General features: G+C 37.6%; 22 protein-coding genes and 1 tRNA gene. 5 read left to right on the top strand and 18 right to left on the bottom strand.

Annotated features, from left to right (window positions below):
- The first annotated feature begins 25 nt into the window (after nucleotides 1-25).
- Nucleotides 26-1,155, top strand: a protein-coding gene (locus tag ACSSS3_RS17400) for an IS3 family transposase (RefSeq protein WP_442845689.1) whose coding sequence is annotated in 2 segments (ribosomal slippage) — nucleotides 26-287 and nucleotides 287-1,155 — 1,131 coding nt in all. Because the reading frame shifts where the segments join, the coding sequence is not laid out codon by codon here.
- Nucleotides 1,156-1,433: 278 nt separating this feature from the next.
- Here ACSSS3_RS17400 and ACSSS3_RS17395 read toward each other — a convergent pair.
- The 6 genes from ACSSS3_RS17395 to ACSSS3_RS17370 all read right to left on the bottom strand — a co-directional run bounded on the left by ACSSS3_RS17395 (nucleotide 1,434) and on the right by ACSSS3_RS17370 (nucleotide 11,931).
- Nucleotides 1,434-4,931: a family 78 glycoside hydrolase catalytic domain gene (locus tag ACSSS3_RS17395; RefSeq protein WP_442845688.1), complete on the bottom strand. Its 3,498-nt coding sequence runs from the start codon at nucleotides 4,929-4,931 to the stop codon at nucleotides 1,434-1,436.
- 163 nt (nucleotides 4,932-5,094) lie between these two features.
- Nucleotides 5,095-6,534: a glycoside hydrolase family 30 protein gene (locus ACSSS3_RS17390; RefSeq protein WP_442845687.1), complete on the bottom strand. Its 1,440-nt coding sequence runs from the start codon at nucleotides 6,532-6,534 to the stop codon at nucleotides 5,095-5,097.
- Between the two features lie 624 nt (nucleotides 6,535-7,158).
- Nucleotides 7,159-7,563 carry a response regulator gene (locus ACSSS3_RS17385; protein ID WP_228230137.1) on the bottom strand — a complete coding sequence of 135 codons (405 nt, stop codon included), beginning with the start codon at nucleotides 7,561-7,563 and terminating at the stop codon, nucleotides 7,159-7,161.
- A complete protein-coding gene (locus tag ACSSS3_RS17380) occupies nucleotides 7,556-9,757 on the bottom strand; it encodes a PAS domain S-box protein (RefSeq protein ID WP_442845686.1) in 2,202 nt (733 codons plus the stop codon). The genes ACSSS3_RS17385 and ACSSS3_RS17380 overlap by 8 nt, the downstream gene beginning before the upstream one ends.
- A gap of 498 nt (nucleotides 9,758-10,255) precedes the next feature.
- Nucleotides 10,256-11,125 (bottom strand): helix-turn-helix domain-containing protein, encoded by an 870-nt coding sequence (locus ACSSS3_RS17375; RefSeq protein ID WP_442845685.1) that lies wholly within the window; start codon nucleotides 11,123-11,125, stop codon nucleotides 10,256-10,258.
- Between the two features lie 65 nt (nucleotides 11,126-11,190).
- Nucleotides 11,191-11,931 carry an SDR family oxidoreductase gene (locus tag ACSSS3_RS17370; RefSeq protein ID WP_442845684.1) on the bottom strand — a complete coding sequence of 247 codons (741 nt, stop codon included), beginning with the start codon at nucleotides 11,929-11,931 and terminating at the stop codon, nucleotides 11,191-11,193.
- A gap of 734 nt (nucleotides 11,932-12,665) precedes the next feature.
- On the opposite strand from ACSSS3_RS17370, the gene ACSSS3_RS17365 reads away from it, so the two are divergent.
- A complete protein-coding gene (locus tag ACSSS3_RS17365) occupies nucleotides 12,666-13,190 on the top strand; it encodes a BRCT domain-containing protein (protein WP_442845683.1) in 525 nt (174 codons plus the stop codon).
- Between the two features lie 311 nt (nucleotides 13,191-13,501).
- Here ACSSS3_RS17365 and ACSSS3_RS17360 read toward each other — a convergent pair whose 3' ends face one another.
- From ACSSS3_RS17360 to ACSSS3_RS17345, 4 genes are all read right to left on the bottom strand, one after another.
- Nucleotides 13,502-14,194: a hypothetical protein gene (locus tag ACSSS3_RS17360; protein ID WP_442845682.1), complete on the bottom strand. Its 693-nt coding sequence runs from the start codon at nucleotides 14,192-14,194 to the stop codon at nucleotides 13,502-13,504.
- A 233-nt stretch (nucleotides 14,195-14,427) separates the two neighbouring features.
- The gene (locus tag ACSSS3_RS17355) at nucleotides 14,428-14,943 is read right to left on the bottom strand and encodes a hypothetical protein (RefSeq protein WP_442845681.1); all 516 of its coding nucleotides are present in this window, start codon (nucleotides 14,941-14,943) and stop codon (nucleotides 14,428-14,430) included.
- An 820-nt stretch (nucleotides 14,944-15,763) separates the two neighbouring features.
- The gene (locus tag ACSSS3_RS17350; protein WP_442845680.1) at nucleotides 15,764-16,909 is read right to left on the bottom strand and encodes a DUF4932 domain-containing protein; all 1,146 of its coding nucleotides are present in this window, start codon (nucleotides 16,907-16,909) and stop codon (nucleotides 15,764-15,766) included.
- 220 nt (nucleotides 16,910-17,129) lie between these two features.
- A complete protein-coding gene (locus ACSSS3_RS17345) occupies nucleotides 17,130-17,303 on the bottom strand; it encodes an adenylosuccinate synthetase (RefSeq protein ID WP_442845679.1) in 174 nt (57 codons plus the stop codon).
- Between the two features lie 196 nt (nucleotides 17,304-17,499).
- On the opposite strand from ACSSS3_RS17345, the gene ACSSS3_RS17340 reads away from it, so the two are divergent.
- Together ACSSS3_RS17340 and ACSSS3_RS17335 are read left to right on the top strand one after the other, a co-directional pair.
- On the top strand, nucleotides 17,500-18,045 hold the full coding sequence (locus tag ACSSS3_RS17340; protein WP_442845678.1) for a HipA family kinase: 546 nt from the start codon (nucleotides 17,500-17,502) through the stop codon (nucleotides 18,043-18,045).
- A gap of 285 nt (nucleotides 18,046-18,330) precedes the next feature.
- A complete protein-coding gene (locus ACSSS3_RS17335) occupies nucleotides 18,331-19,191 on the top strand; it encodes a hypothetical protein (RefSeq protein ID WP_442845677.1) in 861 nt (286 codons plus the stop codon).
- Between the two features lie 525 nt (nucleotides 19,192-19,716).
- Here ACSSS3_RS17335 and ACSSS3_RS17330 read toward each other — a convergent pair.
- The 6 genes from ACSSS3_RS17330 to ACSSS3_RS17305 form a co-directional block, all read right to left on the bottom strand.
- Nucleotides 19,717-20,613 carry an NmrA family NAD(P)-binding protein gene (locus ACSSS3_RS17330; RefSeq protein ID WP_442845676.1) on the bottom strand — a complete coding sequence of 299 codons (897 nt, stop codon included), beginning with the start codon at nucleotides 20,611-20,613 and terminating at the stop codon, nucleotides 19,717-19,719.
- Nucleotides 20,614-20,624: 11 nt separating this feature from the next.
- Complete coding sequence (locus ACSSS3_RS17325; RefSeq protein ID WP_442845675.1) at nucleotides 20,625-21,551, bottom strand: alpha/beta fold hydrolase; 927 nt, start codon at nucleotides 21,549-21,551, stop codon at nucleotides 20,625-20,627.
- Between the two features lie 71 nt (nucleotides 21,552-21,622).
- A complete protein-coding gene (locus ACSSS3_RS17320; RefSeq protein WP_442845674.1) occupies nucleotides 21,623-22,186 on the bottom strand; it encodes a Crp/Fnr family transcriptional regulator in 564 nt (187 codons plus the stop codon).
- Between the two features lie 743 nt (nucleotides 22,187-22,929).
- Entirely contained in the window at nucleotides 22,930-23,109 is a 180-nt protein-coding gene (locus ACSSS3_RS17315) for a hypothetical protein (RefSeq protein ID WP_442845673.1), read from the bottom strand.
- Between the two features lie 65 nt (nucleotides 23,110-23,174).
- Nucleotides 23,175-24,392 carry a site-specific integrase gene (locus ACSSS3_RS17310; RefSeq protein ID WP_442845672.1) on the bottom strand — a complete coding sequence of 406 codons (1,218 nt, stop codon included), beginning with the start codon at nucleotides 24,390-24,392 and terminating at the stop codon, nucleotides 23,175-23,177.
- Between the two features lie 234 nt (nucleotides 24,393-24,626).
- Nucleotides 24,627-24,701: transfer RNA gene (locus tag ACSSS3_RS17305), tRNA-Pro, on the bottom strand.
- 228 nt (nucleotides 24,702-24,929) lie between these two features.
- On the opposite strand from ACSSS3_RS17305, the gene ACSSS3_RS17300 reads away from it, so the two are divergent.
- Entirely contained in the window at nucleotides 24,930-25,373 is a 444-nt protein-coding gene (locus tag ACSSS3_RS17300; protein WP_228230110.1) for a hypothetical protein, read from the top strand.
- Between the two features lie 4 nt (nucleotides 25,374-25,377).
- Here the strand turns inward: ACSSS3_RS17300 and ACSSS3_RS17295 are convergent, their stop codons facing one another.
- On the bottom strand, nucleotides 25,378-25,830 hold the full coding sequence (locus ACSSS3_RS17295) for a c-type cytochrome (protein ID WP_442845671.1): 453 nt from the start codon (nucleotides 25,828-25,830) through the stop codon (nucleotides 25,378-25,380).
- Nucleotides 25,827-26,957, bottom strand: coding sequence for a PQQ-dependent sugar dehydrogenase (locus tag ACSSS3_RS17290; protein ID WP_442845670.1), 1,131 nt, complete (start codon nucleotides 26,955-26,957; stop codon nucleotides 25,827-25,829). The genes ACSSS3_RS17295 and ACSSS3_RS17290 overlap by 4 nt, the downstream gene beginning before the upstream one ends.
- Between the last annotated feature and the right edge of the window lie 15 nt (nucleotides 26,958-26,972).

Below are 26,972 nucleotides of genomic sequence, written 5' to 3'. Positions count from 1 at the left end.
ATAATAATTCTTAATTTTAAACAGTATGAGACGCAGTAAATTCACACCTACACAGATTGCAAAAATTTTAAAGGAGTTCGACAACGGTAAGAGTGTTGAAGAAATAAGCCGGGAATACGGTGTCAGCACCTCTGCCTTTTACAAATGGCGTACTAAATATGCTGGCATGAGCAGTAAAGAGCTCAAGCGTATCAAGGAGCTTGAGGCTGAAAATGCCCGCCTCAAGCAGATGTATGCTTCTTTGGCACTAGACCATCAAATGGCTAAAGAGGTCATTGAAAAAAAGCTTTAAAGCCCTGTCAAAAACGTATGATCGCCAAGGATCTCATTCACTATGGCATTAGCAGGGCGTGCCGTGTGCTTGATATGAGCAAGAGCGTTTACTATTATAAACCCTTACCTAAGGATGACACCCCTATAGAGAAAGCTCTCAGGAAAAAGGCGCAACAGCATTCAGAGGAAGGGTTTTGGAAAGCCTATTGGCGAATCCGTAATGAGGGAAAGCCTTGGAACCACAAGCGGGTACATCGCGTATATGTATCTTTAGGTCTTCCTTTAAGGAGAAAATCTAAAAAACGTCTGCCGCCGCGTATAGAGGAGCCTTTGGAGGTTCCTGAAGAATTAAACGATACCTGGAGTATTGATTTTGTAAGTGATGTCCTTGAAAATAAGAGGCGTTTTAGATCTTTTAATGTGATTGATGATTTTAACCGGGAGGCACTGCATATTGAAGTAGACTTTTCTTTAACCAGTAATCGGGTAGTCTGGGTACTCAATCACCTGATCAACCGCCGGGGAAAACCTAGCAGAATCAGAATGGATAACGGTCCAGAGTTCATAGCACACCTTACGGCTGAATGGAGTAAAATGCATAGTATTGATTTTAAATACATACAACCGGGCAAACCTACACAAAATGCTTTTGTAGAACGTTTTAATGGTTCCTACCGCAGAGGAGTCCTTAATAAATATATTTTTGAAAATATTGATCAGGTAAGGGCCCAAACTCAAATATGGATGGACGATTACAATAACTATCGCCCTCATGATTCACTGGGTAAAATATCACCGGTGCAATACGCAAAGCTTCATTCTATTGGGGCTAGCCCCAATAGAATGAAAAACAATAATTTTAAACAAGTTTTGGAAAATTAAGCAGTTCTAATCTAGGGAAGCTTACACAGGTAGTTTTAGATGTTTTTATTTAAGTAGAATCATTTAGAACGGTTTAAATTAAACCGTTTGTTGATCGATTTCCGATTGCGCTTGTTTCAAATTAGATAAAGTCGGCTTTATTCTATTCAGGCATAGGAATAGGAAAGAATAAGTAATTAGCAAAGCAGTTATTTGGATACCTGAATAGATAGTGATAGTAATAAAAAAGGGCTGTATTGAACATTCAATACAGCCCTTTTTTATTGAATAGCCTTTCTCTAGTTGTCAGTAACCAAAACTTCATAGCTTCCGCTGCCTAGCTCATAGACTTCATTTCCTGAAGTATTTCCGATATAGGTCACTCCGGTTTTATCAGAAAAATGAACACTATCCTTATTCCCTTTGATCTTTAAGGTCGCAGAGGTATTTGCAGGGATAGTGAACGCGTATTTGGTTCCCTTATCGCTATGGGCCCAATCACTTTCAATCTTTCCGTACATAGAATTATAAAAGCCTTTGGCATAAGTCATCTGCCCTGTAGGATCTGGCTTAGGTTGTAGTATAAAATGCTGAAAGCCCGGATGCTCTTCATCCCGTTGTATTCCCAGTGAGTGGGTGTACATCCACGCACCAACAGCACCAAATGAATAGTGATTAAATGAATTCATGCGATTATTACCGCCAAAACCATCCTCTTTGGTGTACGAATTTAAACGTTCCCAAATGGTAGTAGCACCTTGTTCTATGGGGTAAAGCCAGGATGGATAACTGGTCTGCTGTAAAAGCGTATACGCCATATCGGTATGCCCTGCGTCAGACAATGCATCGTTAACCCAGGCAGTACCTATAAAGCCTGTCATTAATGAAAACGGGGGAGCTGTTTTTCCCTCATCAGTAAGGCTTTCATTTTGAATACTTTTGACAAAGTTTGCGATAAAGTCTGATTTATAGGACTCCTTAACGGCATTGAATGAAAGGGGAAGTACATACGAGGTCTGTGTATTGATAACTGTACCTTCTTTTCCGGTAAAAGATGAGTGTATGGTTTCTTTTGAACCGGGATCAATATAAACAGCATTAAACAGGTTAAAGCGCTCGTCATATAACTGATTAAAACCTTGCTGATCTTCTTCCTTGTCTAAAACTGCTGCTATTTTTTGCATAAGACTTAGGTCATAAAGAAAGTACGCTTCCCAAAGTAAGGATTTATCATTTTTGCTTTGTTCCGGCGCCAACCAATCACCCAGATCAGACCATGCCCTGTTTTGCACAATAAGATTGGACTGGGGATCGATGTAGTTTTTCTGTACAAAACGGATGTAATTTTTCATTGCGTCGTAGTGCTCTTCAAGCAGGCGCAAATCGTGATATTGGAGGTAGCTTTCCCAGGCTACCGTTATACCTGCACTTCCCCATAAAAGCCCACCAAATCCGTAACCTGTAGGGGCAACATCAGGAAATCTCCCGTTTTGATCCTGAACATCCCGCATCGCAAACATATGCTTGCGTAAAAATTGAGGCATATTTGAAAGATAAGATGCAGTTTTAGCAAAAACCGAAATATCACCGCTCCAGCCTAAACGTTCATTACGCTGCGGACAGTCTGTAGGTAAGGAAAGGAAATTGCCATACGTCGACCAGGTGATGTTTTCCCACAGCTTGTTAACCTTAGGGTTAGACGTTTCATAATAAGAGTCCAGAGCGTCTATAGAACTCAATACCGTAGCTTTTACTTTTTCTAAAGGTAAAGGCTTGTCCAGACCTGTTATTTCGAGATAACGAAAGCCATGAAAGGTAAACCTTGGGGCAATTAAATCATTTTGGCCTTTTGTGATATAAATATCCTGAGCCATAGCCGCCCTGATGTTTTCTAACATCAACATTCCTATCATTCCTTTATATTCGGGAAGATCAGGATATTTTACTTCGGCATATCTCAACATAATGGTCTTGCCGGGATTCATCTCGGGTAGGTTGATGTGAGGTACACCTACCATATTTTGGCCCATATCATAAATAAAAACACCGGGTCTTATTTCTTCCACACCTATAGCCTGAAGCTCTGTGAGTTTTTTAACGGGGTCTTCCAATTGACTCAGGAGGGCATAATCTTCATTTTCCCATACCGGACCGGATTGAGATGACAGTTTTTGTTCTTTAGCTTTCTTCCAGTCTTTAGGGTTAAAGTCAGGGGTACTCCAACCTTCAATAGCCTGTTGTTCGAGGGCATTGTAAACCTCTCCCTGAAAAAAACTTCCATAACGTAACGGACCCTGATCATAATACTGCCAGGTATCCGGTTTGGTCACAATAGTTTCTGAAGAACCATCTTCATAGGTTATGACCAGTTTTGCCAAAAAGGATTGACGGTCTCCAAAGAAATTCCAGTTTTCCCCACTAAAGGTGGCTGCGCCGCTCCACCAGCCTTCTCCAAGAATTGCACCGAGGGCATTTTCACCAGAGCTTATAAGGGAGGTAACATCGAAGGTTTGGTAAAAATGTGTTTTGTTATATTGGGACGAACCCGGGTTAAAATAGGCCTCATTTACCCGTTTTCCATTGAGATAAACGTCATAAACACCTCTAGCCGTCGCGTATAATCTTGCTTTTTTGACTGTGCTTTTTTTAGTGGGAAATGTGGTGCGCAGCATAGGCATAGCAGAACCTTTTGGCTTTGCCACATTAAAAAAACCTTCCTTGCCTGCTTTTATAGAAAATGTTCCGTTTTTTAACTTTAACCCCGGTGTTTCAGAAAAGGTATCCCGAAAATTCAATTCGTTTACACTTTCAGAAAAAATAGGGTTTGACGGGCTGCGAAAATGAGAGATTGTTAAATCGGAAAATGATGCGTCTGTTTTCTTAGGAACCTTAAAACCGATACTTCCTACAACCGGAAATGCGATAAAATCACCTCCTGCGCCTAATGGGTTGATGGTGAAATCTGCGATCTTATTCTCTGAAGATTCAGATTTTATGAAAATTTGCGTAATGCCCAGATTTGAGCTTAAAAAAAGCGCATGTGCGTCCAGAAAGTTAGATTTATTGATAAATTTTTGGGGTATTTCAAATATTTTAAAAGGGATTTCAGGATTGTCATCGGGATGATAGCCAGCTCTGAAAACACGCAGCACGGCATTTTTACCCTTGGAAATTGGGGTAATATCAAGCTCGATGGCGATGTAGGATTCCCCTGGGTCACTTTTTATCTGGTACAGGTTTTTATACGGGTTCATCAATCGTGGATCATCTGCACCATAGACAAACGCCGCTTTGCTCTTAGTTTTGATCTTGTAGCTAAGTTTAAAAACCGGCAGGTAGTCGGGGTAGAAGACCATGGTATCACCGGCGCCTATCCATTTTGCACCTTCCCAGGATGCAATGGATGAGCTCAGAAGAGCGGTTTCAAACCAGGACTTTGAAGTGTAGCTGGCAGCAGTAGTATCCCAGACTTCTACTTGCCAGGCGTAATGCTTTTCGGGCTGAAGCGGCTTTCCCGCATATACGATGTTTAAAGAAACTTCAGAATTCACTTTTCCGGAATCCCAAATGGCTACTCCGTCCTCATCCCAAACCTGTATTCTGTAAGCGGTCTGTTTCTGGCCACGTGAGTGGTTTGGATCATACATTTTCCAGCTGAAACGGGGTTTTTGAACATCTATGCCTAATGCTTCAGATTGGTATTCAACCATCAAATCTGTAATTTCAACAGAAGATCCGGCAGAAGCCGCCAGCAGTGTAAATAAATTAAAGAAAAATAGGGGAAGAAGTGTTTTCATTTTTAGAGGGTATTCTGGTTTTAACTTTAAAAAAATCCAAATGAGAGGAAAATTTAATATAAATGTAGGTAATTGAAAATTTGTAATTAAACCTATTCTATAATCAACTACATGCAGTTGTGATTGCGCAATATTTATGTTTTGCGGGATACTTATCATTATCTCATTTCATCTCAAATGTATTTAATGAATGTGCGGCTAGCTGGACATCTAAGTAGTTTTTATCCAGTTTTAAAGAAAGGTCTTGAATGGTATCACTAAAATTTCCAGCCAGTACGATTAGTTTACCCTGAGGATTTTTGGCAATCATAACAGGATTCTTTTTTGATTGATCATTAGTACTTGCTATAATTTTGCTACCCGGACTTATAAAATGCGTATAATGCTTAACGGCATAGTATTCAGGGGTATATGTAACTGTATTGTTTTTAGAATCAACCTGAATCAATGCATTTTGTTTCCATCCCCATCCACTAACACCATTATCGGCTAAAATGGCGTTCCAAAACGTATATTGTTCGCATCCATTACCTAAATAATGATTTATTAGTTGAAAAGTATGTTCTGCAGCACTCCAGTCAAAAGAACCCCAGCCACATTCACTTTCGGTTTGAACATGTTTATAATTAGGATATTTTTCACGTAGTTCGGGCAATATTTGCCCACCTTCCCATTGAAAGCCAAGTCCCTTGATACTTTGAGACATTAGAGGGTCGCTGAGTACTTCATCGATAACATCAAACCGATTGGTATTTATTGTCCCAAGATATATATCTACATCGGGATGTTCCTGATTGATTACCGGGGCCAGATATTCTGCATTGAAGCGAACGATACCCTCTGGGGTCCAGGCGCAACCGGGATAGGGGGTATAGCTCCATGCTTTATTCTGAAACATCACCATATTGATAGGGATACCTTCATTTTTATAAGCATCTATGAATTTTGAAAAGTAGTTGGCATAGGTTTTTAGATATCTGGGGTCTTGAATGAAGTAGTCGTTTACCGCGAGCCTTTTCGGAAAAAGGTCTTCGTTGACTTGATTCGTTCCCTCAAACAATAAATAATCAAGCCGGGGGTCAAGATTATTATATTCCTTGTTACTCACTACCGAATAATAGTTGTTTATCTTCATCCATGATGGTGGCGACCAGGGAGAAATCCAGAATTTTAAGTCTGGATTGTACTTTTGTGAGGTTTTTATATAAGGAATTAACGTTGTTTTATCCCTTTCGATGTTGAAATATTTGAGTTCAAAATCACCGGCTACTTCATCACTACTATACCAATCCCGTGCATAGTCATTTGCATTCATAGAGAATCTACCCATAGTAAAACGCAGATCTCCATTAGCCGAAAAGAGTTTTTCGAAGATCGCGTCTTGTTGTTCTTTAGGTACCAGTTGTATTGCATCCCAGCCTAGTTCGTTAAAACAGGTTCCCCAGGCTTTAAAAGTTACAATAGGCTCATTCCCGGCAAAGGTCAAAACAGGGGCTATGAAGGGGGCTTTTGATAGTATAACTTTTGATTGTTTCCAAGGGCTTTGTTCAGTTGTGGAAGTCCAGACAAATGCTTGCGCAAAAGAACTGGATGCTAGTAGCATCAGCAAAAGAGTTGATATGAATATTTTTATTTTTCCAGCCATAATTTAACTAACAATATTGCGGATTATGAATTCGCTATAGAGGTTGCTCACGATGAAATTATAGGGTACTAATCGTTCAGAATATGATTTATGTAGCATTTTATTCTTAGAAAATAAAAGCTTTGGTTATTCGCTTAATAAATGCGGTGACCATTTTGATGGTTGGTTTACGATTTTTTGATGAGCACTAATGATAACCTACCAATAAAGCGTAATGAATAGTATGACTTAATTTTAATTGTTATTCTAAAAGCGGCATTGCTTAGTACAGGATACATTATTTGGAGGAGGAAACGCCGGAAAACTAAATTATTTCAGCTAATTCTAATTGGAAAGCAACAGAAATTTGTGGGTAAACTACAATTGGATTTTGCCTTGAAATCAGCCAAAATCAAGGCAAATGCGACCCAACTCCCAGTCAAATCCTACTCAAAGCCTGGGATAGAGCATCAGAGTGTATGAGAGTCGACCTAAAAAAGACAGGATTTAAGAATTTCCTGTCTGTGCGAGAATTCTATATTTAGATAACCAATATCCAGATTTAGCCAATAGCAATTATTAAGACCCCTATAGCTTATTAAACTAGTTGTTTTTAATAATTTCCTTAAGCCTTACCGGAGTGATAGGTTTGATAACGTATTCTTTCACCGCCTCGGCATATTCTTTAGCTTTTTGCTTATCAAAGTTGCTAATTGAAGAGGTAACGATATAAACTTTCATGATTTTTGGAGGGTCAATTTTGGTGAACTCATCCAGAAAACCCCAACCGTCCAATACCGGCATATTTAAATCCAGAAAGATCAAATCTGGAATCGTGTCTAAATTTTTAGACTCCATAAGCGGTTTCAAATGATCTAATGCCTCCCTGCCGTTGGTGTAGACAACAATAGACTCACTAAAATCATATTGCTTCATAAGACGCGTAGCGCCAAAAACAAAGATGGGATCATCATCTATGATGCAAACTGTTTTAAATTTTTTATTCATAAGGAAAAAGTATATCGAAAGTAGTACCTTTTCCTACAGTACTGCTAACTTTTATATGACCGCCCATGGCTTCAATTTGATTTTTTGTTATAAAAAGGCCAATGCCTCTGGCATCTTTATGACTGTGAAAAGTATTATACATGCCAAACAATTTATCACCGTACTTATTAAGATCTATTCCCAAACCGTTATCTTCAATAGACAAAAGGATTTCGCCATTTACCTTTTTCGTTGTAAATCGTATGTAAGAGGCTCTGTCAGGAGATCTGTACTTAATGGCGTTTGTGGTGAAGTTAAGCAATATACTTTCCAGATACGCAGGAATAGCATGTATGATTATTCCGGGTTGGGTATTATCAATGACATTCACTCCTGTTTCCTTTATGAGGGCAGCCAGAGTATTTTCTGTAAATTTAATATAGTCTTTAAGCCTTACGGGCTTTAATTCAGCGTCATCGTTGATTTGAAGTTCGGTTACCTCATTTAAATGATCTATAGTTTCAGCAAGCTGACTTGAGGCAGAGTCCAACATTGTAATGAGTTCTCCTTGTCCTCCTTTCAGTTCTTCTTTAAGAAAAGAGACCAGCATACTTAAATTACCCGAGTGCGACCTGAGATTATGAGAAACGATGTGTGAAAAATTCTTTAGGCGTTCATTTTGATTTTTGGTCAATTTTAAAACCCTGTTTAAGTCTTCTTCAGATTGCCGTTGCTTAGTAATATCTGTTATCTGTTTGATCAAAAACAAAGGGGTATCCTGTTCGTTCTGTACAATACTTACTGAAAGAATTCCCATTACCAGACTTCCATTTTTGTGAAAATAACGCCTTTCTACCTGATGATTAACTTTTTTGTTTTGAAGTAGCTTATCGAGTAAAATCGAATCAGGCTCAAAGTCATCCGGATGAACAATGTCCTGAAGTTTCAAAGCGACTAGTTCTTTTTTGGTATAGCCTAATATTTCTGAAATGCGATGATTAATTTGGAGCCATTGACCTTCAGGTGAAACCAGTGCCATCCCAATAGGAGCGTTCTCAAAGCTTGATTTAAAAATGGTCTCGCTTATAATTTTCTCCTTATTTGATTTAATGATTTCTGAAATGTCGTGCATGGCCACCACAGCACCAATCAAATTATTCTTTTCGTCAAAAAGTTGATTGCCGGTTACCCTCACGTATCTATCCCGATCAGAAGTTTTTATTACGATAATTTCATTATCACCCAATTGCCGACCCTCTAAAACTTTTAAAAGAGGAATATCCTTTTCAGGTAGCAGCGTTTTGGCATTTGCCTGGTACAAGCTGTAATATTTAGAAAGCTGAGATGCAGGCACAGGTTCAGACGGCAATCCATGCCATTCGCGACTGGTATTATTAAAATAGGTCAATTCCTTTTTTTCATTGCAGGCAACAATACCTACATCTATGGCATTGAAAACGGTTTCCTGAAAACGACTCTGTCTCAGACGCTCTATCTGCAGCTTCTTAAAAGTGGTCAGGTTGGAGGTTTGCATAAGCACTCCCCCAACTTCACCATTGCGATACCAGGGTTTTACCTGCCACCTTAGGTAAAATGGATTTCCGGTACGGTCAAAGAACTCGTCTTCCTCGGCCTGATGGGTTTCACCGGCAAGACATTTTTTGTGAATTTCCTTCCAGCGCTCGGGGATATCAAAGAGATCGTAGTGATTTTGGCCCTCAATGTCTTCCGGTAGGTTATAATCAATTATCCATTGTTTGGAGGCAGCCAGATAGTTGAGTTGAGTATCAAACATGGCAATGGCACCCGGAGCCTGATCAATAAAAGTGCGTTTGATTTCAGCATCAATTTTTGCCAGAGTCGTTTCCTTATGAAAACCGGTCATCCATTCGGGATTACCGTCTTTCCAGCTTACTACTTTTCCCTGATCTTTAACCCAGATATAACGCCCATCTTTATGTCGCATACGCACTTCGCTCTCATAAAATGAACTTTCCCCCTGAAGGTGCATTTCAAGCAATTGTTGAGATTTTTGATAATCCTCAGGATGGCACAGGTCTTCCCAAAGCGTTTCAGTATGCGTAATCTCATCTGCTGTGTAGCCAAGAACTTTAGCCCATTCTTCACTAAAGATCACCTCTTTGGTAAGGATATTCCATTCCCAAAGTCCAATTGCGGTTCCTTTTAAAATATGTGCGTAGCGTTGTCCGGTCATATTTGTTCTTTATACATAGCTGAGACAAATTAGGTAAAAAGGAGCAATATAAAATAGAGATTAGGGCTTATTTGCAACTGAAATTGAAAATAGCATTTCACAGCAAAACTTGAAAAAATAAGTCTTCCAGCTAATTTGTTGATTTTTACTAAACATAGCACATATGAAGCCCTGGAGTTATTTGCCCGAACTCGGATCTTTAATTTGGGTGGACGTAGCTATACAAACAGCTTCAATTTATATTGAAAGTCAAGCGTTTGATCATCAGGATATCTTGATATGAAAAAATAATCACTTCCATTTTGAAATATCAAAAGAATTGACCAAAGATAATTTAAGGATTTGAATTCCATACATTTGCAGTCGCTTCTAAGTTCAATAAGTGCGTGGACTAATTATTAAAAATGAAGGTTTTATTTCAAAATTGAGCTAAAATGATTTGATTTTTAACTCAGATCTTTGGTGGGTTCTGGGCTTTTGTTTCCCCCCGTTACGTTTTTAATTAAATGACCGTCTAAACTCCAAAGGCGAAATATCCATTTTCTTTTTGAAAAGTTTGCTGAACGATTGTGAATGTTCAAAGCCTAATTTGTAAGCAATTTCTGATACGGAAAGATTTGTTGTAGATAATTTTTCTTTTGCTTTTTCTATGATAGCGTTCTGAATGTATTGTTGTGTGTTTAGTCCCGTCAGTGAATGCAACATATCAATCAAATAACGTCGCGATAGTTTTAATTCCGTGCTGATATATTTCACGGACGGCAATCCGTTTTTAAAGCTTTCTTCTCCTTCAAAATAAATGTCTAAAAGTTTGTCTAAAGAGGTTATAATATCGTGATTGATTGCTTTTCTTGTAAGGAATTGTCTGTTGTAAAACCTATTACTATAATTCAATAACAATTCTATTTGAGACACCAAAACATCCTGGCTGAAGCTGTCAATATTATTATTCAGTTCGTTGGCTATTGAAGCAAATAGATTGGATATAGTTTCCTTTTCTTTTGCTGATAAAAACAAGGCTTCTAAAACATCGTAAGAGAAAAAACCATATTGATTTATAGTGTTTCCTAATGGATGATTTTGGATTAAATCAGAATGAAAATACAAGGCAAAACCTTCATAATTTTCTATATTTTCAGGCGAGACAACAATTTGTTTGGGTTTTAAAAATGCCAATCCGCCTTCTTCAAAATCGTAATATCCTTGCCCGTATTTTGTTTTCCCTTTAAAAGTAAGCTTAAAGGAAATTTTGTAAAAGTCCATACTGATTTTTTGTCCTTTCGGAAGCATTTCAGCCGTCACATTATTGTAATCAACCAATGCAATCATTGGGTGCAAAGGTGCAGGAAGTCCCAATTCCCGCAGCAATTGCGATATGCTTTTAATGTGATTTATGTTCGATTGGTGTTGCATTCTTTCGTGAACTAATCTAATCAATTTTGTTTCGACGGACGAATAACAATGTCGCCAATTTCAACATCTTTTGGCTGACTGATTGCGTATATTACTGCATTTGCAATAGTTTCGGGACTTATCGCTATTGCTTCAACCGCTTTAGATGCGGCATCTTTCTTCTCTTTAGTATTTACACTTTTTACTGCAAAATCCGTTTTGATATATCCGGGCGAAATACTTGTTATTCGTATGCTTCCGTCCGATTCCTGCCGAAACGCTTCCGAAATAGTGCGGATGGCATTTTTTGTACCTGCATAAACGCCTTGTGTTGGAACAATTTTTATTCCCGAAGTCGAAATGATATTGATGATGTGACCCGATTGTTGTTGCTTAAAAACAGGAATTGCGGCTGCTATTCCGTACAATGTTCCTTTGATGTTGCTGTTAATCATTTCATCCCAAGCGTCAATGTCTAATTCGTCAATACGACTAAGTCGGGCGACACCTGCATTATTTACAATAGCGTCCATTTTTCCGAATTGCTCAACAGCAACATTTACCAACTGAATCAAATCGTTTTTGTTGCTTACGTCAGTTTTTACAAATGCAGCATTGCCACCGTTATTTTTAATTTCTTCAACAATCTTTTCTAATAGTTCTGTATTTCTTGCACCCAAGATTACTTTTACACCATTTTCTGCCAATCTTATTGCAATGGCTTTTCCAATTCCTGCACTTGCTCCTGTAATAACAACTACTTTTTCTTTAAGATTTTTCATATTCTTTTTGTTTTAATTCTGTTGCAAAATTCTTGATAGTCGTTTTATGAAAAGTAGTCGCATTGGTATTTGTTGTAGTCAAATTGCTTTTTTGCTAATCACCAGGACGTTAAAGGTTTGTCCTAATCTCGATTTATACCATAGTAAAGCAAGAAGCACATTTTACAACCCATCGCGATTGCTACCCATTCATCTCTGTAAAGAGCCCACTTTGCTTATTGGTTTCTTCCAATTTACGCACAGGCATCTTCTAGGTGCTACCACACTGCTACCATAGTGAACCCACACTCCAACCACACTTTACCACAGTTTTTGTGATTGAATACGGCACCAAAGTCGTTAGAGGGTAGTATAGCCCAGACTGATCTCAGAACGACTCTCTAAGTAAATCGGAGCTTAACCAGAGGGGGAGGAGCCCCCATATCCAACTAATAAAATACATAGATGGAATTACAGATTACCCCTTCAATTCAGGAGGGGATATGAGCTAAACGGGCATTAACTGTGATTCTTTACAAAATTTTAATGCTGCATTTTAAAAAGGCAATTTTATCCACTATTCCGGGGTAAGCGTAGGCGAGGGGAGTAGGGTGGTATTTGCGGGGTTATTTGAGATAAAGTAGCAGGGTTTGACCGATACGCCTGGCACTGTCACTTCGAAATAGACACAAGATTTTGTGATTTTACGTGATAGGTTTTAACTACTTTAGTGATTCACTACTAATGTATTCTTTATGGGTCACGTATCTAAACGCATTTCTATGCGCGCCTGTGATGTTTTGTTTAAAAACTTTACGCCTCAGGACTACCTGAATAACCTCCATAATTTACTTGATGATCCGGAATTTGAAAAGTTCAAAGACGAATTGTCAATCGTTCAATTCCAGTCTTTTCTTGAATACATTCTGCTGGAGCAGGAAGTTGCTTCAGAGGCTATAGAAACCTTCTCCGGATACTATGAGAAAAACAGCAGTGGCGAATATGATGAGTTTAACCCGGAACCGAAGTATGAAGACACTGTTTTTACAGATAAAGTGGTACTCTTTACGGGAGATTTTAATCAGGTTGCAGATCGTCAAACGTATAAAAAATGGATATGGCTGGCAGGTGGCAGATCGCAGCCTCGCTTAGTAAAGTCAATTGACTACGTTATTGTGGGTGAAAATCCCGGACCGTCTAAAATGATTAAAATTAAAAACTGGGAAATACCCACGATGACAGAAGCCGAATTCGTCAAGTTTTTTCCTGAAGAACACTAGTGAAAATTACCAATAGGATACTGGTCAAAATGCCCTGTTGCTTCCAGGTGTTAAACGCGTGATTTCCTAAAAGCCCGACCTGAATTTCCTTTTGAAAATATCCATGTTGACGAGTGTAGAACATTTATAAGTGTTTTAATTTATTAACCCGCTGACGCTCTCTAATCTCAGGATCAGGCTCTTGTAACGATTTAGGCTTTACCTGGAGGATACCAAGGAAATTGCTACGTATCGGTCCGGAATTTAAATAGTATTGAGTTCAACAGAAGGCGAAACTATTTTTCAGTAATTCAGGTAGTGTATTCAAATCCTCAAAAATCAACAAAATCATCATTTGAAATGTAAATTTCAAATTCAGTTAGTTCTGTCGTGTTTGTAGCCGGTAAACTATAATTGAATTCCTGATAGTTTTTTCCGTCTGATTTTGTTCTTATAAAACGAATACGTTCTTCCCGATTCTTATCGGTCAGGATTGTTCGGGTATATTGTTTATCAACTTCAGTCAACCAATCCGTACTTCTAAAGTTTGTAAAATAGGGACTAATTCGAATGGGTAGATTTTCAACATCCGGAGCAAGAGTGATTCGTAAATTCACCGGATATAAGTGTAAGAAATTATAGTTGACCTCTGTGGTATCAGTTCCCAAATTTTGAATTTCAACCCGGCTCTGGTAGAAATTCCAATAGGATTCATCATATTCATATTCCAGAAAATATAAATCTCCTTTACCTGTTGTAGTAAATGTTAGTTCGTAATAACCGTTAATATCTGTGTAGGTTGAATCTAAGTATTGAACAAAATCGTCATTAGGCCCCGGACTGAATTGAGGTACGGAGTTCCATTCGCTTACCAAAAGTTTTTGATTTGCTATAGGCAGCTCATTTGCATCGTCGTAAACCCTACCAAATACCCGCGTCTCAATACCAGCTGGTTCAAATGAATCTTCGCAGGCCAGAAAAAATACTAAAGGCAGTATGCTTAGGTATTTGATTATAGTAATCATTGTGTTACGTTTTTTATTAAGATGTTGGAGACTTGAAATGGTTGCGTTTAGAATTCCATATAAATATTATTGAAATAGGGGTTCCAGATGCTGAAATTCGCATCAAAAAAGTATCCCCATTTGATATCTACTTCAAGAGTTTTTAGGTTAATCCTATTCGTTCCGAAAAGTTAAGCCCGTGCCCTAGCATACTCGCATATGTAGAGTATAAATCCGTTTAATTGAAATCTGTATTAATACTTGAAGACATTGCTTATATCCTTTGCCTTAAAGCGTGTGTGAAGCTCCAGGTATTCTAAGAACTGGTCAAAACCAATAGTATGCCTGTTAATAGTCACTTTTTCTTTTGGCGTGACAAGTTTTAAATATGCTGTGATCGAGTTAAAGCTTACCTTTTCAACAGCAGTCCATTCAATTTGTTTTGTTTTTCCGAGTGCGCCGGTTACCTGAATCTTCCGGGTATCAAAAAGGACTGTGTATCTGTAATAGGGAATAAGCAGTAGCAAGCCCATTAGCAGGAACATAAGACATGTTAAGGGGCCCAGGATTACAATTTCCGGGTTCCAATTTAGAAGGGTTTGACTTACTAATACCGAACAGATAAAACAACAGATTATGCCTAGCCACTTAAAGCTTTTGTTTAATTTAAGCAGGTATTGACCCTGAATGTTTTTCTTCAGTTTCTTTTTGGACTGCAGATCTGCATAGCCTAAAAGTATAGCGGTTATAATAGGTAGGATAAAACCCATAAGTAAAGACTCCAGTTTTTTATAGGAACCTAAACTACCTATTTTAATTTGAATTCGTCAACTGAATTAGGGCAACTCTCAAAACTCTTAACAAACTCTTAAATTTTTACTTTTTAAAACCCGTTTTCATACTCTCTTCATACACTATCCTAGGGGATGCCTAGGCTTTGAGTAGGAGTTGCCGTGCTGGAGGCGTGATTTTCGTAGAGCATTTCCCGGTATTCCAGTATAATCCTCGCTAGCGCTCTATAAGCCCAGTAGTAGGGCTTTTATCGCTTTTCTGAACGTTATCTTAGCTGCGGCCGGTCAGGTCTCAGAGGTCGGTATTTTTCCAGAGGGAATATGAAATTAAATGGTCTATGGCATAGCTGCGGATGTGTTTCCCGGTTTATATACAGTACACTTCAAACGGTTTGTCTGGCAAAAAATACTATAGATTTTTAGATTGCGCGATACAATCGCGCGGCAACAGGGAGGGGATTGAGACTTATTCGTAAGATGTGATTGCTGTTATTTTAAGTCATGCGCTTTGATGCTCTCTCTCTCTTGAATATAGGTCTAAGAATAAAGAAGTATTTGCCTTGATTTTGGCTGATTTTTGAGGTGATCCTTAAGGCTTATTTGTTAATATCTAGAAGGAATCGGCTCAAGATGGGTAGGTGAAGTCTAATAAGCATAACTTTAGGCTATTTTTAGAATTTTTTAAAAACCTAGCATAAAAATTGGTTCAACCCACTGTTAAAGAATAGTAGCTTAACGCAAATTTTCATTTCCTGATTGCACACTACCAGAATCAGAATCACGTGCTGATCTACACGTTTTACTGTATTAAGGTTTTTTCGCCTAATTGTTTAATAAATTCTGGGTACCATTCTTCAACGCTTTGATCAGGATATTGATCACTAACGTCAAATAGAACGTCTGTAAATTTCTTCATTTTTATAAAGCCTCGCTCTGTCATTAAAGCGATAACCTCTTTAGTTGTATTTGCAGTAGTATTTTCATCAAAATGATCTTTACAGTATAAAAGGAATACGCCATAGGTAGCATATTCATTAAAAATGCGTTCCGGATCAGGATAGTATTCTGTACCGTATTGATCTGTGTCAACCCAATTCTCTCTAGTTGCAAAAACCTTATTTATGCTATCGACATGTTCTTCTGTTGGCTTTCCCACATAATTATGATCTATTTCCGTAAACATCGTTCTGGTGTTAAAAACCAATTTTTCAGTTTCAGTTAAATTGGGCAGCTCGTCTAATGGAGGCAAAACCATCATAATTTGTTTAAAATTCTTATCTGTATAACTGGTTGTATAATTTAATCCATTAATCAGTGGTGAACACATTATTGTATAATTGTTTACCCTTGTACTGAATTGGTTCTCTAACCAGATCCATTGTTCTTTGAGGTTGGCAAATTTGTTATAATCTGAAGTAATCTTATTATAATAGTCGTGATGCTTTTTATAGAACCTTCTAAAATTGGATTTCCTAGCAAAAGCTTCAATATCCTTTTTATAGGTTGTAATAGGGTTTACAGTAATTTTCGTGTGAGAAGAAACACTTTGTGCAGGAAAAAGATAATAATTATCTGCTATTAAGCGGTTTCCTTTAAAATCATAACTCAAGGCATTACCCGATAGAAAAATATAGTTTAATGGGTTTACTTTAATGAGTGAATCAAAGGTTTTTATAATTTTCTCATCCTTATACGGTTTGAAGTCTTGAATGACCTCTTTGTAATAAGCCCCGGTCTGAGCAACCATATCATCATTTTCTAAACCAATTTCGGTAATTGCAATCATGATATGAATCAATTCTTTTACTTCGTGGATTTCAACTTCAGCCTTTCCCTGATGTTCATTTTTAAATTTCTTATCAAAATCTACTTTTTTATATTCTTCCTGCGCATATATATTGAAAGCGATCAGACAGAGTACTATTGAAAAGAAAATTTTTCTCATATATTTTTCAGCAAAGTGTTTTTTAAGATAGTTACTAACCCATTATAGCGCGGCAAATATAGCAGATAATTACAGTCGTTTAGAGGATATAATTTTTTTAAAATTATTTTTATTAGTCCTCTTTGGAATCTCCCTGAATTACAGATTATTTCCTTTTCATAAAATTTTGAAATCTCTCTGATGATTGAATGTTATTGTTGCGCGCGATACCTAGAAAGGATTAAGGTTTCCTGCGTTTTTTTCTCCAGATGAGATAAAGTATAATAAGGATTACCGGCAGGATAACAAATACAACCAGATCAAAAGGAACTTTAAGGTTTACCGGAAGATTATCATCAGGATTTTGAGTGCCCAGAGGAAGTTGCAGGATTGCTAAAATGAGGTTTGTCATCATATTTTTAGTTTAAAGCTCCACAGGATTACATCGTATAAAAGAAGGCATAACCTAAATACTGTTATTTAATTTTTGAAACGGGACTGAAGAACTTATCTCATTAATATGTAGACTGGATGGTTGTGGAAGAAAATGGCCTGAATTATATTAAAGTGCATCAGTCTTTTTTTTTATATTTATTAGGTGAATTTAATAAATGATACAGAGGCATCGCACTTTATACAAATCTGAACGTATTTACGATAGTGGTGACAAGCCTATTTTGGTTACGTGCGCTGATTTTCAAAATTGGGTTTGTAAACACGGTAGATTAAGCCCGTCTGTATTATTAAATGAGGTGATAGGGTCAAAGTTTGCAGAATGCTGGGAGCTTAAAACACCACAAATATCATTAATTGATGTAGATGAAGAGCATTTACCCGATTCGCCCCAAAATTCAATTCAACCTGCCTATTTTAAAAAACCTTGTTTTGGTTCTCTCTTAATTAAAGATAGTTTGGTAATTGATAATACCGTGTTGCCTTCCTTTAAAAAAGCCAGTTACCGAAGAAAAATCATAAATAAAACGGACTTACTTAAAATAGCTCTATTTGATATCTGGTTAGGAAATGAGGACAGGCATCACGGCAACTCAAATTTATTATTAGACATGACTGAAAATGCTCATTTTTATTTTAGTGTTTTTGATCACGGAGCCATATTTAATACCAATAGTCTGAGGTACGGAATGAATTTAATTTAATCAGTTATAATGAATCACTTATTTATTCTGACTTATATAAAATAATGTTTGGTAGGATTAACAATTTGTCAAAAATTGTTGATAACATTGTAACAGAGTTTTACCTTTGCACAACGAAATGTGAGGGTGAATTATCTGATATTCTTGAAGATATTCCTAAAGAGTGGAACATTGGTTTGAACTCTTTTGAAAAATTAATTCGGGATAATGTATTCAATCCGGAATGGTATACTGCTTGTGTAAATCATTTTAAAACCTTAATCCAAGAGCACATTTAAAAAACTCATGAAGTCTTTTTTTAGCATATTATATCTACCCTTGAGAGCTGATTTGCAGGAAAAAATTAGTGTGGGGTTATTTATGTTTAATGAGCACGTAAAGATTTTTAAATTCTCAGAAGAAAAACTTCATCTACTCAAAGGATTTCTTTCTTCGCAGCGCTATGGCCATCTCAAAAGTTATTTAACTAATTTAAAAAATGACATTGATCCCGGAGCGAATGAATCAGAACTGGGTTTAAACTTTGAAAATAAAACAGACTGGATTAATGAATCTTATTTCTCTTATTTAAACAGATATTCTAATAACTTAGTTTATTTCTCTGAACCTAAGAGCATCGATTTAAAAGTTTCAAATGATACATTTAAATTATTGTTCGAACAGTTTATTTTCCAGTATTCTGAAGAAATATTAGATGCTAAAGAGAAGGATATTTTAGATGAAGTAAAAACACGACTTTACTCTAAAATTGAGAACAATGTTAACCTAAATGTGACGGTCAGATCCAAGGATTTTAACGAATTGGTTACGCCGGTGGCTGTTAATTTCTTAGGTAAAAATGGGGTAGTGGTTTCTGGCCAGACAATAGACTTTAGCAAAAGACTTTATAATTTGGAACACGATCTAACCAGTTATATTTCATTTACTAAAGCAGTAGATTTTAAAGAAAAGAATAAAGGCAAATATTTTCTTGTGGGTGAAGAACCCAGTAAAAAAGATCATCCTAAAAATCACCGAACGTGGAAACACGTGAGCGAAAGTCATTTGGTAGAATATGTTGATATAGGAGAGACCGAAAAGATTGAAGAGTATATTTTTTCGAATCAGGTTACTCCATTTTTCGAAAAGGAAATACCTACTGAATAATTCCAATTTCACCTCACATCCCACGCCTCAAACCCCGGGGTTTCTATTAGGTAGTTACACGAGTTTTGTAGTTGTAAAATGCCCTGTACTTTCCAGAAGAGAAAGGTATTATTGCCTAAAGGCGCGACGTGAATTTTTTTGAAAGCGTTTGTGTTGATGCTAGTGCAGCAGTTCCCGGTATTCCAATAAATGTCCTCGCTTACGCTCTATAAGCTTTGTAGCAGTTATCTTATCGCGTTTACGGGTATTGGTATGCGCATCTGACAGTAGAAGATTCCAGAGGTCGTTATTTTATAACACTGAAAACGGAATAATGTGGTCTATAGCATAGTTACTGATGCGTTTTCCGGTGCATACACAGGTCATCTGACGATTAGTGCCATTCAAGAAATACTATAGATTTTTAGATTATGCGATACATTCGCTTGGCCACGGGGATGAAATGCTTAAAAGTAGTTCAACAGCCCAGGTTTGTAGCCCAATGTAACTTATATGGGTTTGCTACTAAGGTGTGAGACCAAAATACTATCTCAGAAAAGATTGTAAATAAGTTAAAGCTGAAGTCCAGGTAAGGTTTTTATACCGCCCGTTAGCTAAGTGCTGATGCTGTGTTGAAAACATAGCATACATATATTGATTTTGCTGCCATTTAGCATACAATTCCATTTCTCCTGCAGGATTATCTGCTCTTTGTTTTTTAATGAATTCTGCAAAATTTTCCATACTCGATAGCTGCCTAAGATTAAAACTTTTACCTGTTAGTTCTTTTACAGAAGCCTGTAGCATATTAGGGCTTATTTGAAAACTTGCAATCTGCAAGTCTCTGGGAGCCTTATCGTCCAATGCCACTTCCGCAGTAAATGCAGCGGTATCATTTATCGTCGTAAAGTCCAGTTTCCAGTCGGCTTTCTCCCCCCAATAACCAATGCTTTCATCCTTCCGGTTTAAAATCGGAGTATTGTATTGAAGTATATCTGCAAAGGCACCATTAAACACGGAAGATGCCTGTATGGAAGTGCTATCCAGATAGGTTCTGAATATGCTTCTTAGATCAAAGTTGCGGTTTTCGCCCGGTACTAAATCTGTATAATCGGTACAGAAATCGGAAGGAATGAATCGCTTCACTTTTGCTTCCAGGGCAGCATCCAAGATTCGTTTTTGTAAATCTACAATCACATCCTCCAAACCTGCCAGAGCCGAAATAACCAGGTCTTTCCCCTCGCACGCATCGGCTATTTCTTCGGTACTGTCTAGATCTACCCTATGAATTAGTACACCCATTTTTGAAAGTGCTTCTATTTTTTGAGGTTCGGTAGTGGGACGTACTATAGCCGTCACGATGGCCTCTCTGTTTAACAGCTCCCGGCATATTCTCATTCCTAAATTACCGGTAGCACCTGCCACTAAAATCGATTTCTTCATAATATATCTCCTTATTTTTTATTTTCAGTTAAGAAGTTTAGCACCGCTTCAATAACCTGCTCCGGCTGTTCCTCGTACATATAATGGCCGCTATCCAGAATTCCTATCACCTCCAAATTGTTTGCTAGGTAAGGCAAAGCCATTTTCATATAATTATAGCTTACATAACTGCCGATGCCTAATACGGGCATCTGTAGTTGCTGATAGGATTTGGAATCCTCTATATCTTTTGCAAAAGCCTGATACCAGGCATTAGATGCCCTAATGCTCTCGGGATCGTTGTAAACGGCAGCATAAATTTCACGCTCAAATGAACTCATTTTCGTTTCATCGATCATCACGTATTCAAAAAGGTAATCAAGCAGGAATTGAAAACGTCCTTCCAATAATTTTTCGGGTAAGGCCTTAACCTGATTAAACGCCATCCACCAGGGGTAAGGCATGTTAGCATCCATCTTACCTGCAAAAGTACCTTCGGCCGGGATGAGTGGCATGTGCAGCATTCCCTCTCCGGGATGTGCTCCATCCAGTACGATAAGCTTATCACAAAATTCCGGATAGTTAAAAGCGAAACTCATGGCAACCATTCCGCCTATGTCATGCCCCATCAGATTTACTTTATCTAAACCCAGATGCTTAACCAATGCTAAAATATCGGCTGCCATAGATTTTTTATCATAACCCGATTCGGGTTTCTCAGAGCTGCCCATTCCTCTAATGTCTACTACAAACACCTGAAAAGATTTGGAAAGCTCCTGAGCAACAGGATGGTAAGAATACCAGGTTTGTGGCCATCCTGGAAGGCAAATCAGGGGCTGACCCTTGCCTCCTGTAACATAGTGCAGCTCTAACCCGTTTACTGTGGCATAATTATTCACAAAGCCGGGCCAATTTTTTATCAGCTCAGCATCAGCATATTGATTTTGCGTTTTCATCATTTGTAATTTTAAATTTTTACAAATGTATAGTGGTAAAATCCTGCAAAAACTACCAATTGGTAGGTAATGAATTACTTGATTTCTTTGCGGATTCTGCTCAGTGCATTGGGAGTGATACCCAGGATAGAGGCTAACTGTTTGATGGGTATTTTCTTTACAAAATCAGAATTTTTGAGTAGTTCGAGGTAGATCTGTTTGGCAGATAAGGTTTGATAATTCAGGTTTTGGTCTACCTGTCTGATACACATCTCTTCCCAGATTTTTCTTCCAAACTCCTGCCATACCGGAAGCTTTTTGTAAAGCTGATCCATTTCAGCTTTGCTGATTACCAGAAGTTCTGTGTTTTCTATGGCCTCAATATTGAAACGGGAAGGTACCTGCGCGTGTAAGCTTGTGATCTCGGTAAAGAAGTCATTTTCAAAAAACACCCATGACGTATGTTGTTCCTCAAATGCGCCGTAATGAAGACGCAAGCCTCCTGATTTTATAAAATAGTATTGATTGGCAATTTGTCCTTTTCTCAATACAAGCGCTCCTTTCTTAACAGGTGTACTCTTGAATTTTGAGAGAACTATAGCAAGGTCGGCTTCGTTAATAAGCACCCGGGATTTAATAAAATTTGTAAACTCATTCATATAATCTCCTTAGTGCTAAGCTTTATGAATTAAAAATTGGATTTTAACTACTATTGAGACCCAACCTAAAACCCCTTATATATTCTTTAAATGATCGTTGTTGCGAAGCTATCCTAATATATTTAATTCAGGAAAGTCTAGAAACTTTTTTGAGTTCCCTTAAACTCTTCTCAAATCCCACGCCTCAAAACCCCGGGTTTCTATCAAATAATTACAACTGCATTGTGGTTGTGAAATGCCCTGTTGGGTCCAGGTATCAAAAGCGTGATTTCCTAATACCGCGACCTGAGTTTCTTTTTGAAAGCGTTTGTGTTGATGCTCGTGAAGTAATTCCCAGTATTATAGCATACTCCCTAGCTGGCGTGCTATAAGCACCGGAGCAGGGATCTTATCGCGTTAACGGGCATTGATATGCGCAGCTGAAAGTAGCAGATTCCAGAGGTCATTATTCTTTCATACGGAAAATGGAACAACGTGGTTTTTAGCATAGCTGCTGATGCGCATACCGGTTTGAACAAAATACCTGAATACAATCTTTAGTGGTACGAGAGGTTTAATGGATCATCTTAGCTTTGTAGTAGCTTAATCCCAGGGATATGTATGCTTAATCGTAGCCTTGTACTCGAGTGAAGTACGGGGAAGTTCTTATGTTCCTTCGTGTAAAATAATATCCAAGTATCGTAGCTATAAAAGTAAAAAATACGCCGGTGAGGATTATATAGTCTTTAGGTAGTAACTCCATTTTATCTTCTGATATTTTTACGTTGTCTTGTCCATCTATCTACATCACTAATTTTTATTTTACTTTTATCTAAAGTTATGTAATACTGTTTTCTATCATCATCTTCATAAATTTGGGTAAATTCCAAAAGAGCTCCTCTAATATGATTTTCAATTTTTTGTGTTGTCTGAGCACCCCCCATTTGTAGGGCAGTTTTCAGTTTAAATTAAGGCCCGGTTATATTGACTAAGCTGCTATTGTTCTTGCCTATCCAAGCCGGGATCTCAAAATTTCGATATCAGAACTTATTTTTTCTTCTAAGACCCTGGCGTATATTTGAGTTGTTGAGATTTTTGTATGTCCAAGCATTTTAGAAACGGTTTCTATAGGAACTCCGTTTGCTAGTGTGACACTGGTAGCAAACGTATGCCGTGCCGAGTGAAAGGTTAAATGCTTGGGGATTTTTAATAAAGTGGCTATGTCCTTTAAATACGAATTGACTTTTTGATTTGAATAAATAGGAAGCAATTTCCCATTATTGAACTCAGCATGTAGTTTGTATTTGTTTAGGAGTCGGAGGGGAGTGGGAAGCAAAGGAACTTTAACTACCTGCTCATTTTTCGCTCTCTGAGTGAAAATCCAATCACTACCGTCTATCCCTTTAACAATATTATTTTGATGGAGATTCTTAATATCAATGTAGGACAGTCCGGTATAGCAGGCAAAAATGAAAATGTCTTTGACAGTTTGAAGTTTAGAATTCTTTAAATCTGTGGTCTCAATCTTTTGGAGTTCGTCCCTAGTTAAAAACTGCTTTTCAATTTTTCTAAATTTCAATCGATATCTGGCAAAAGGATTTTTTTCTAACCATCCAAGATCCAAAGCAAAATTCATCAGTTTACGAAGGCGCTCCAAATGCTTCATTATTCCATTATTGTTTAAAGAATTTGAATTTTGTAATGAAGAACCTTTGCGAAAATAATGCTCAAAATCAATAATGAAACTATAATTGATCTGTTTAAGTAATAGATCGGGAGTCTTCTTTTTATTAATTAAGAAGATCTTTATGTACTTCTCTGTAGTATAATAATTTTTTAATGTGCCTGGCTTGAGAATGCCTTCCATTTTCTCATTGTGATAGGAGACTAATTCCAAAAGTGTTTTATTACTTTCATCAAGACCTAAAAACCGGGCTTTAACTGATTGCGCGGTAACTACATTAAACTCATCAGATAGCTCAGTGTTGCATGTTAATAATTTAGTGTAAACCTGATCCAGATACGTATTTAAGGCTTTTCCCTCTGTGGACCTTAAATTAGTTTGTTTTAGTTTGGTATCCCAAAAGGTAACCGAAGTTTGCTTTTGTAGACTGATTTCTGAACGTTTTCCGTTAACAGTAATACGTGCATAAATAGGTGCTAAATCTCCATTTCTTTTGGAAAGATTAAGCCAAAAATGAATGTTAAATAAGTTTGAAGTGCCCATAAACTCTCGCTTTAGGTTAATAATCGATTTGTTTACGAAAGTCAAATCGAAGCGAAAGTCAAACCTGATCAGTAGTTCAGATCTTTATTAAAATCAACTTTTTTGAGGTAACCGAATAGGTAACCGAATTGGTCACTTTTTGGTTGATTTTAAAGCTAGCTAAATAGGGTTAAAAACAAAAAGCCTGCTAATCAATGATTAACAGGCTTTTTAATATAAACCAAGTTTGGTTCGTCGGGATGAGAGGATTCGAACCTCCGCTCTCGCGCCCCCCAGACGCGCACTTTAACCGGACTAAGCTACATCCCGAATTTTCAGGGTGCAAATATAAATAATTAAGACAGACTGCAAAGTCTTTTAAAATTTAAGTGACTCAGATAAAATAGGGAATACTTTGAATTTGGTATGAAAACTTAAATAGTATTCATAAAATAGGGGTAATTAATGATTAATAATAAAACTATAACGTTTTCATTTTGTGATATCATATTTTTTGTAACTTAAGATTGCAAAAAAGTCTTATTAATCCTCTTTATTATGAAACTTAAACATTACACTCTCGTACTTTTATCAATAGTACTATTCAGCAGCCTCAAACTAAACAACATACGCCCTGATCATTTAATTAAAGGGACCTGGGAGTTGGAAAGCTTTTACTATTACGACAACAACGAAATTTCGGACACTTTACCTACTACTGATGGTTATAGACAAATAAAAATGTACACGTCAGATAAGGTCATGTGGACACGCTACGTGCCCAAAGACTCAGTAGAGTGGTTTGGCTATGGAAATTATAAGGTAAAAGACGGTATGCTCATCGAAACTTTAGAATACGGTTCAGAAAGTATGATGGGGGCAATAGATACCTTACGCATTTTTACCTTTGAACTTCAGATTTCTGAAGATGCATACAGCCAAATCAGTATTGACGAAGAGGGCAATCGCATTTCATCAGAAAATTACAGGCGTATCGAGTAATTTACTATTCTTTTATTGCAGCTACTTCAGCTTCTGTTACCATTTTCGGGCTTGAATTACCCCAGGAATGTAAAATATAGTTCATTACATCTGCGACTTCATTATCATAAAGTCCTGGAGCAGTCATTACACTATTGTAGGTGCTGCCGTTAACCGTTATCTCACCTTTAAGACCGTATTTTACAGCGTGAATAGCCGCTTTACGGTTTTTTAGTAAATAATCTGCCTTGGCGAGTGGAGGGTAAACACCTGCAACACCTTCGCCGGTAGGGAGGTGACACTGCATACAAAAGTCCTCATATACCGTTTCACCACGTTCGATACTTTTCTTTAGTTCATCCTGAAAATCAGCATTTTTAGGAATTATAGAGTACGATTCCTGATGGGATTTTAAAGTTGTCAAGTAACCGAATCCACTTAGTATGAAAACGGTTAATGTTGCTAAGGTTATTTTCATTTTTTGATCAGTTTTACAATTCCTACTCCTTCAACTCCTGCATAAATCATACCATCTGGTCCTTGAACCACATTGCGTACACGACCTATACCGTCAAGAAGCTTTTCGCGTTTTACAACTTCATTATTAGAATTGAGATAAAGAGCTTCTAAATACACAAATTTTAAAGATCCTACCAAGAGATTTCCTTTTAAGTCAGGATAAGAGTCCCCGGTAACCAACGCAAACCCGCTGGGAGCTATAGAGGGAACCCAATAATAGAGGGGTTGCTCCATTCCTTGTTTTTGAGTTTCATCGGTTATAGGAGTACCGGAATAATTGATCCCGTAAGTAATTACCGGCCAGCCGTAATTGGCACCTTCTTTTATTACATTAATTTCATCACCCCCTCTTGGTCCGTGTTCGTGAACCCAGATTTCATTTGTATTTTCATTGTAAATCATCCCCTGTGGATTGCGATGTCCATAAGACCAAATGGCTTCTTTAGCATCTTTAACACCAACAAAAGGATTATCCTGAGGTATACTACCGTCGAGGTTAAGCCTGTAAACTTTCCCGTTATCGCGGGTAATGTCCTGCGGATTTATATCTCGTTCACCGCGTTCACCTGCTGTGAAAAATACGTGGCCGTTCTTATCAAAAACGATTCGGCTACCAAAATGCTGACCTTTAGTCGTATTTGGACTTGCTTTATAAAGAACCTCCTGATTTGTCAATTGGTTTCCAGAAAGTTTTGCGCGCATCAAAGCGGTATTTGCCCCTTTCTCTTCACCTTCGGTAGAAGAGTACGTGATGTAAATCCATCCACTCTCCTGATAATCGGGTGCGATTTGTACGTCTAAAAGTCCGCCCTGACCTCTGTTTGAAAGTTCGGGAAGCCCTGATATTTCTGTTTTTTCACCTGCCTTAAAATGAATGAGTTTACCTTCTTTTTCGGTAATGAGAATACTGCCATCTGGCAGAAAAGACATTCCCCAGGGATTAATCAGATCCGGGACCACTGTTTCATAGGTATAGGCCTCAGACACTGTAATAGGCACATCATTTTCTTTGACTTCCTGTTGATCCTGTCCGCAGGAAGAAAGACTTACTAGGAGGAAGGTTAAGACACTTATATAGTTTTTCATAGCTTACAAATTTGC

This window comes from Leeuwenhoekiella sp. H156, from assembly GCF_052218455.1.
Lineage (GTDB): Bacteria > Bacteroidota > Bacteroidia > Flavobacteriales > Flavobacteriaceae > Leeuwenhoekiella > Leeuwenhoekiella parthenopeia.
This window is presented reverse-complemented; position numbering and strand designations above follow the sequence as displayed.

Bases quoted from the DNA above. Each gene is read 5' to 3' on its own strand.
- ACSSS3_RS17395 (WP_442845688.1), bottom strand. From the start codon at position 4,931: ATGAAAACACTTCTTCCCCTATTTTTCTTTAATTTATTTACACTGCTG.
- ACSSS3_RS17390 (WP_442845687.1), bottom strand. From the start codon at position 6,534: ATGCTACTAGCATCCAGTTCTTTTGCGCAAGCATTTGTCTGGACTTCC.
- ACSSS3_RS17385 (WP_228230137.1), bottom strand. From the start codon at position 7,563: ATGAATAAAAAATTTAAAACAGTTTGCATCATAGATGATGATCCCATC.
- ACSSS3_RS17380 (WP_442845686.1), bottom strand. From the start codon at position 9,757: ATGACCGGACAACGCTACGCACATATTTTAAAAGGAACCGCAATTGGA.
- ACSSS3_RS17370 (WP_442845684.1), bottom strand. From the start codon at position 11,931: ATGAAAAATCTTAAAGAAAAAGTAGTTGTTATTACAGGAGCAAGTGCA.
- ACSSS3_RS17365 (WP_442845683.1), top strand. From the start codon at position 12,666: ATGGGTCACGTATCTAAACGCATTTCTATGCGCGCCTGTGATGTTTTG.
- ACSSS3_RS17360 (WP_442845682.1), bottom strand. From the start codon at position 14,194: ATGATTACTATAATCAAATACCTAAGCATACTGCCTTTAGTATTTTTT.
- ACSSS3_RS17355 (WP_442845681.1), bottom strand. From the start codon at position 14,943: ATGGGTTTTATCCTACCTATTATAACCGCTATACTTTTAGGCTATGCA.
- ACSSS3_RS17350 (WP_442845680.1), bottom strand. From the start codon at position 16,909: ATGAGAAAAATTTTCTTTTCAATAGTACTCTGTCTGATCGCTTTCAAT.
- ACSSS3_RS17345 (WP_442845679.1), bottom strand. From the start codon at position 17,303: ATGATGACAAACCTCATTTTAGCAATCCTGCAACTTCCTCTGGGCACT.
- ACSSS3_RS17340 (WP_442845678.1), top strand. From the start codon at position 17,500: ATGATACAGAGGCATCGCACTTTATACAAATCTGAACGTATTTACGAT.
- ACSSS3_RS17335 (WP_442845677.1), top strand. From the start codon at position 18,331: ATGAAGTCTTTTTTTAGCATATTATATCTACCCTTGAGAGCTGATTTG.
- ACSSS3_RS17330 (WP_442845676.1), bottom strand. From the start codon at position 20,613: ATGAAGAAATCGATTTTAGTGGCAGGTGCTACCGGTAATTTAGGAATG.
- ACSSS3_RS17325 (WP_442845675.1), bottom strand. From the start codon at position 21,551: ATGATGAAAACGCAAAATCAATATGCTGATGCTGAGCTGATAAAAAAT.
- ACSSS3_RS17320 (WP_442845674.1), bottom strand. From the start codon at position 22,186: ATGAATGAGTTTACAAATTTTATTAAATCCCGGGTGCTTATTAACGAA.
- ACSSS3_RS17315 (WP_442845673.1), bottom strand. From the start codon at position 23,109: ATGGGGGGTGCTCAGACAACACAAAAAATTGAAAATCATATTAGAGGA.
- ACSSS3_RS17310 (WP_442845672.1), bottom strand. From the start codon at position 24,392: ATGGGCACTTCAAACTTATTTAACATTCATTTTTGGCTTAATCTTTCC.
- ACSSS3_RS17300 (WP_228230110.1), top strand. From the start codon at position 24,930: ATGAAACTTAAACATTACACTCTCGTACTTTTATCAATAGTACTATTC.
- ACSSS3_RS17295 (WP_442845671.1), bottom strand. From the start codon at position 25,830: ATGAAAATAACCTTAGCAACATTAACCGTTTTCATACTAAGTGGATTC.
- ACSSS3_RS17290 (WP_442845670.1), bottom strand. From the start codon at position 26,957: ATGAAAAACTATATAAGTGTCTTAACCTTCCTCCTAGTAAGTCTTTCT.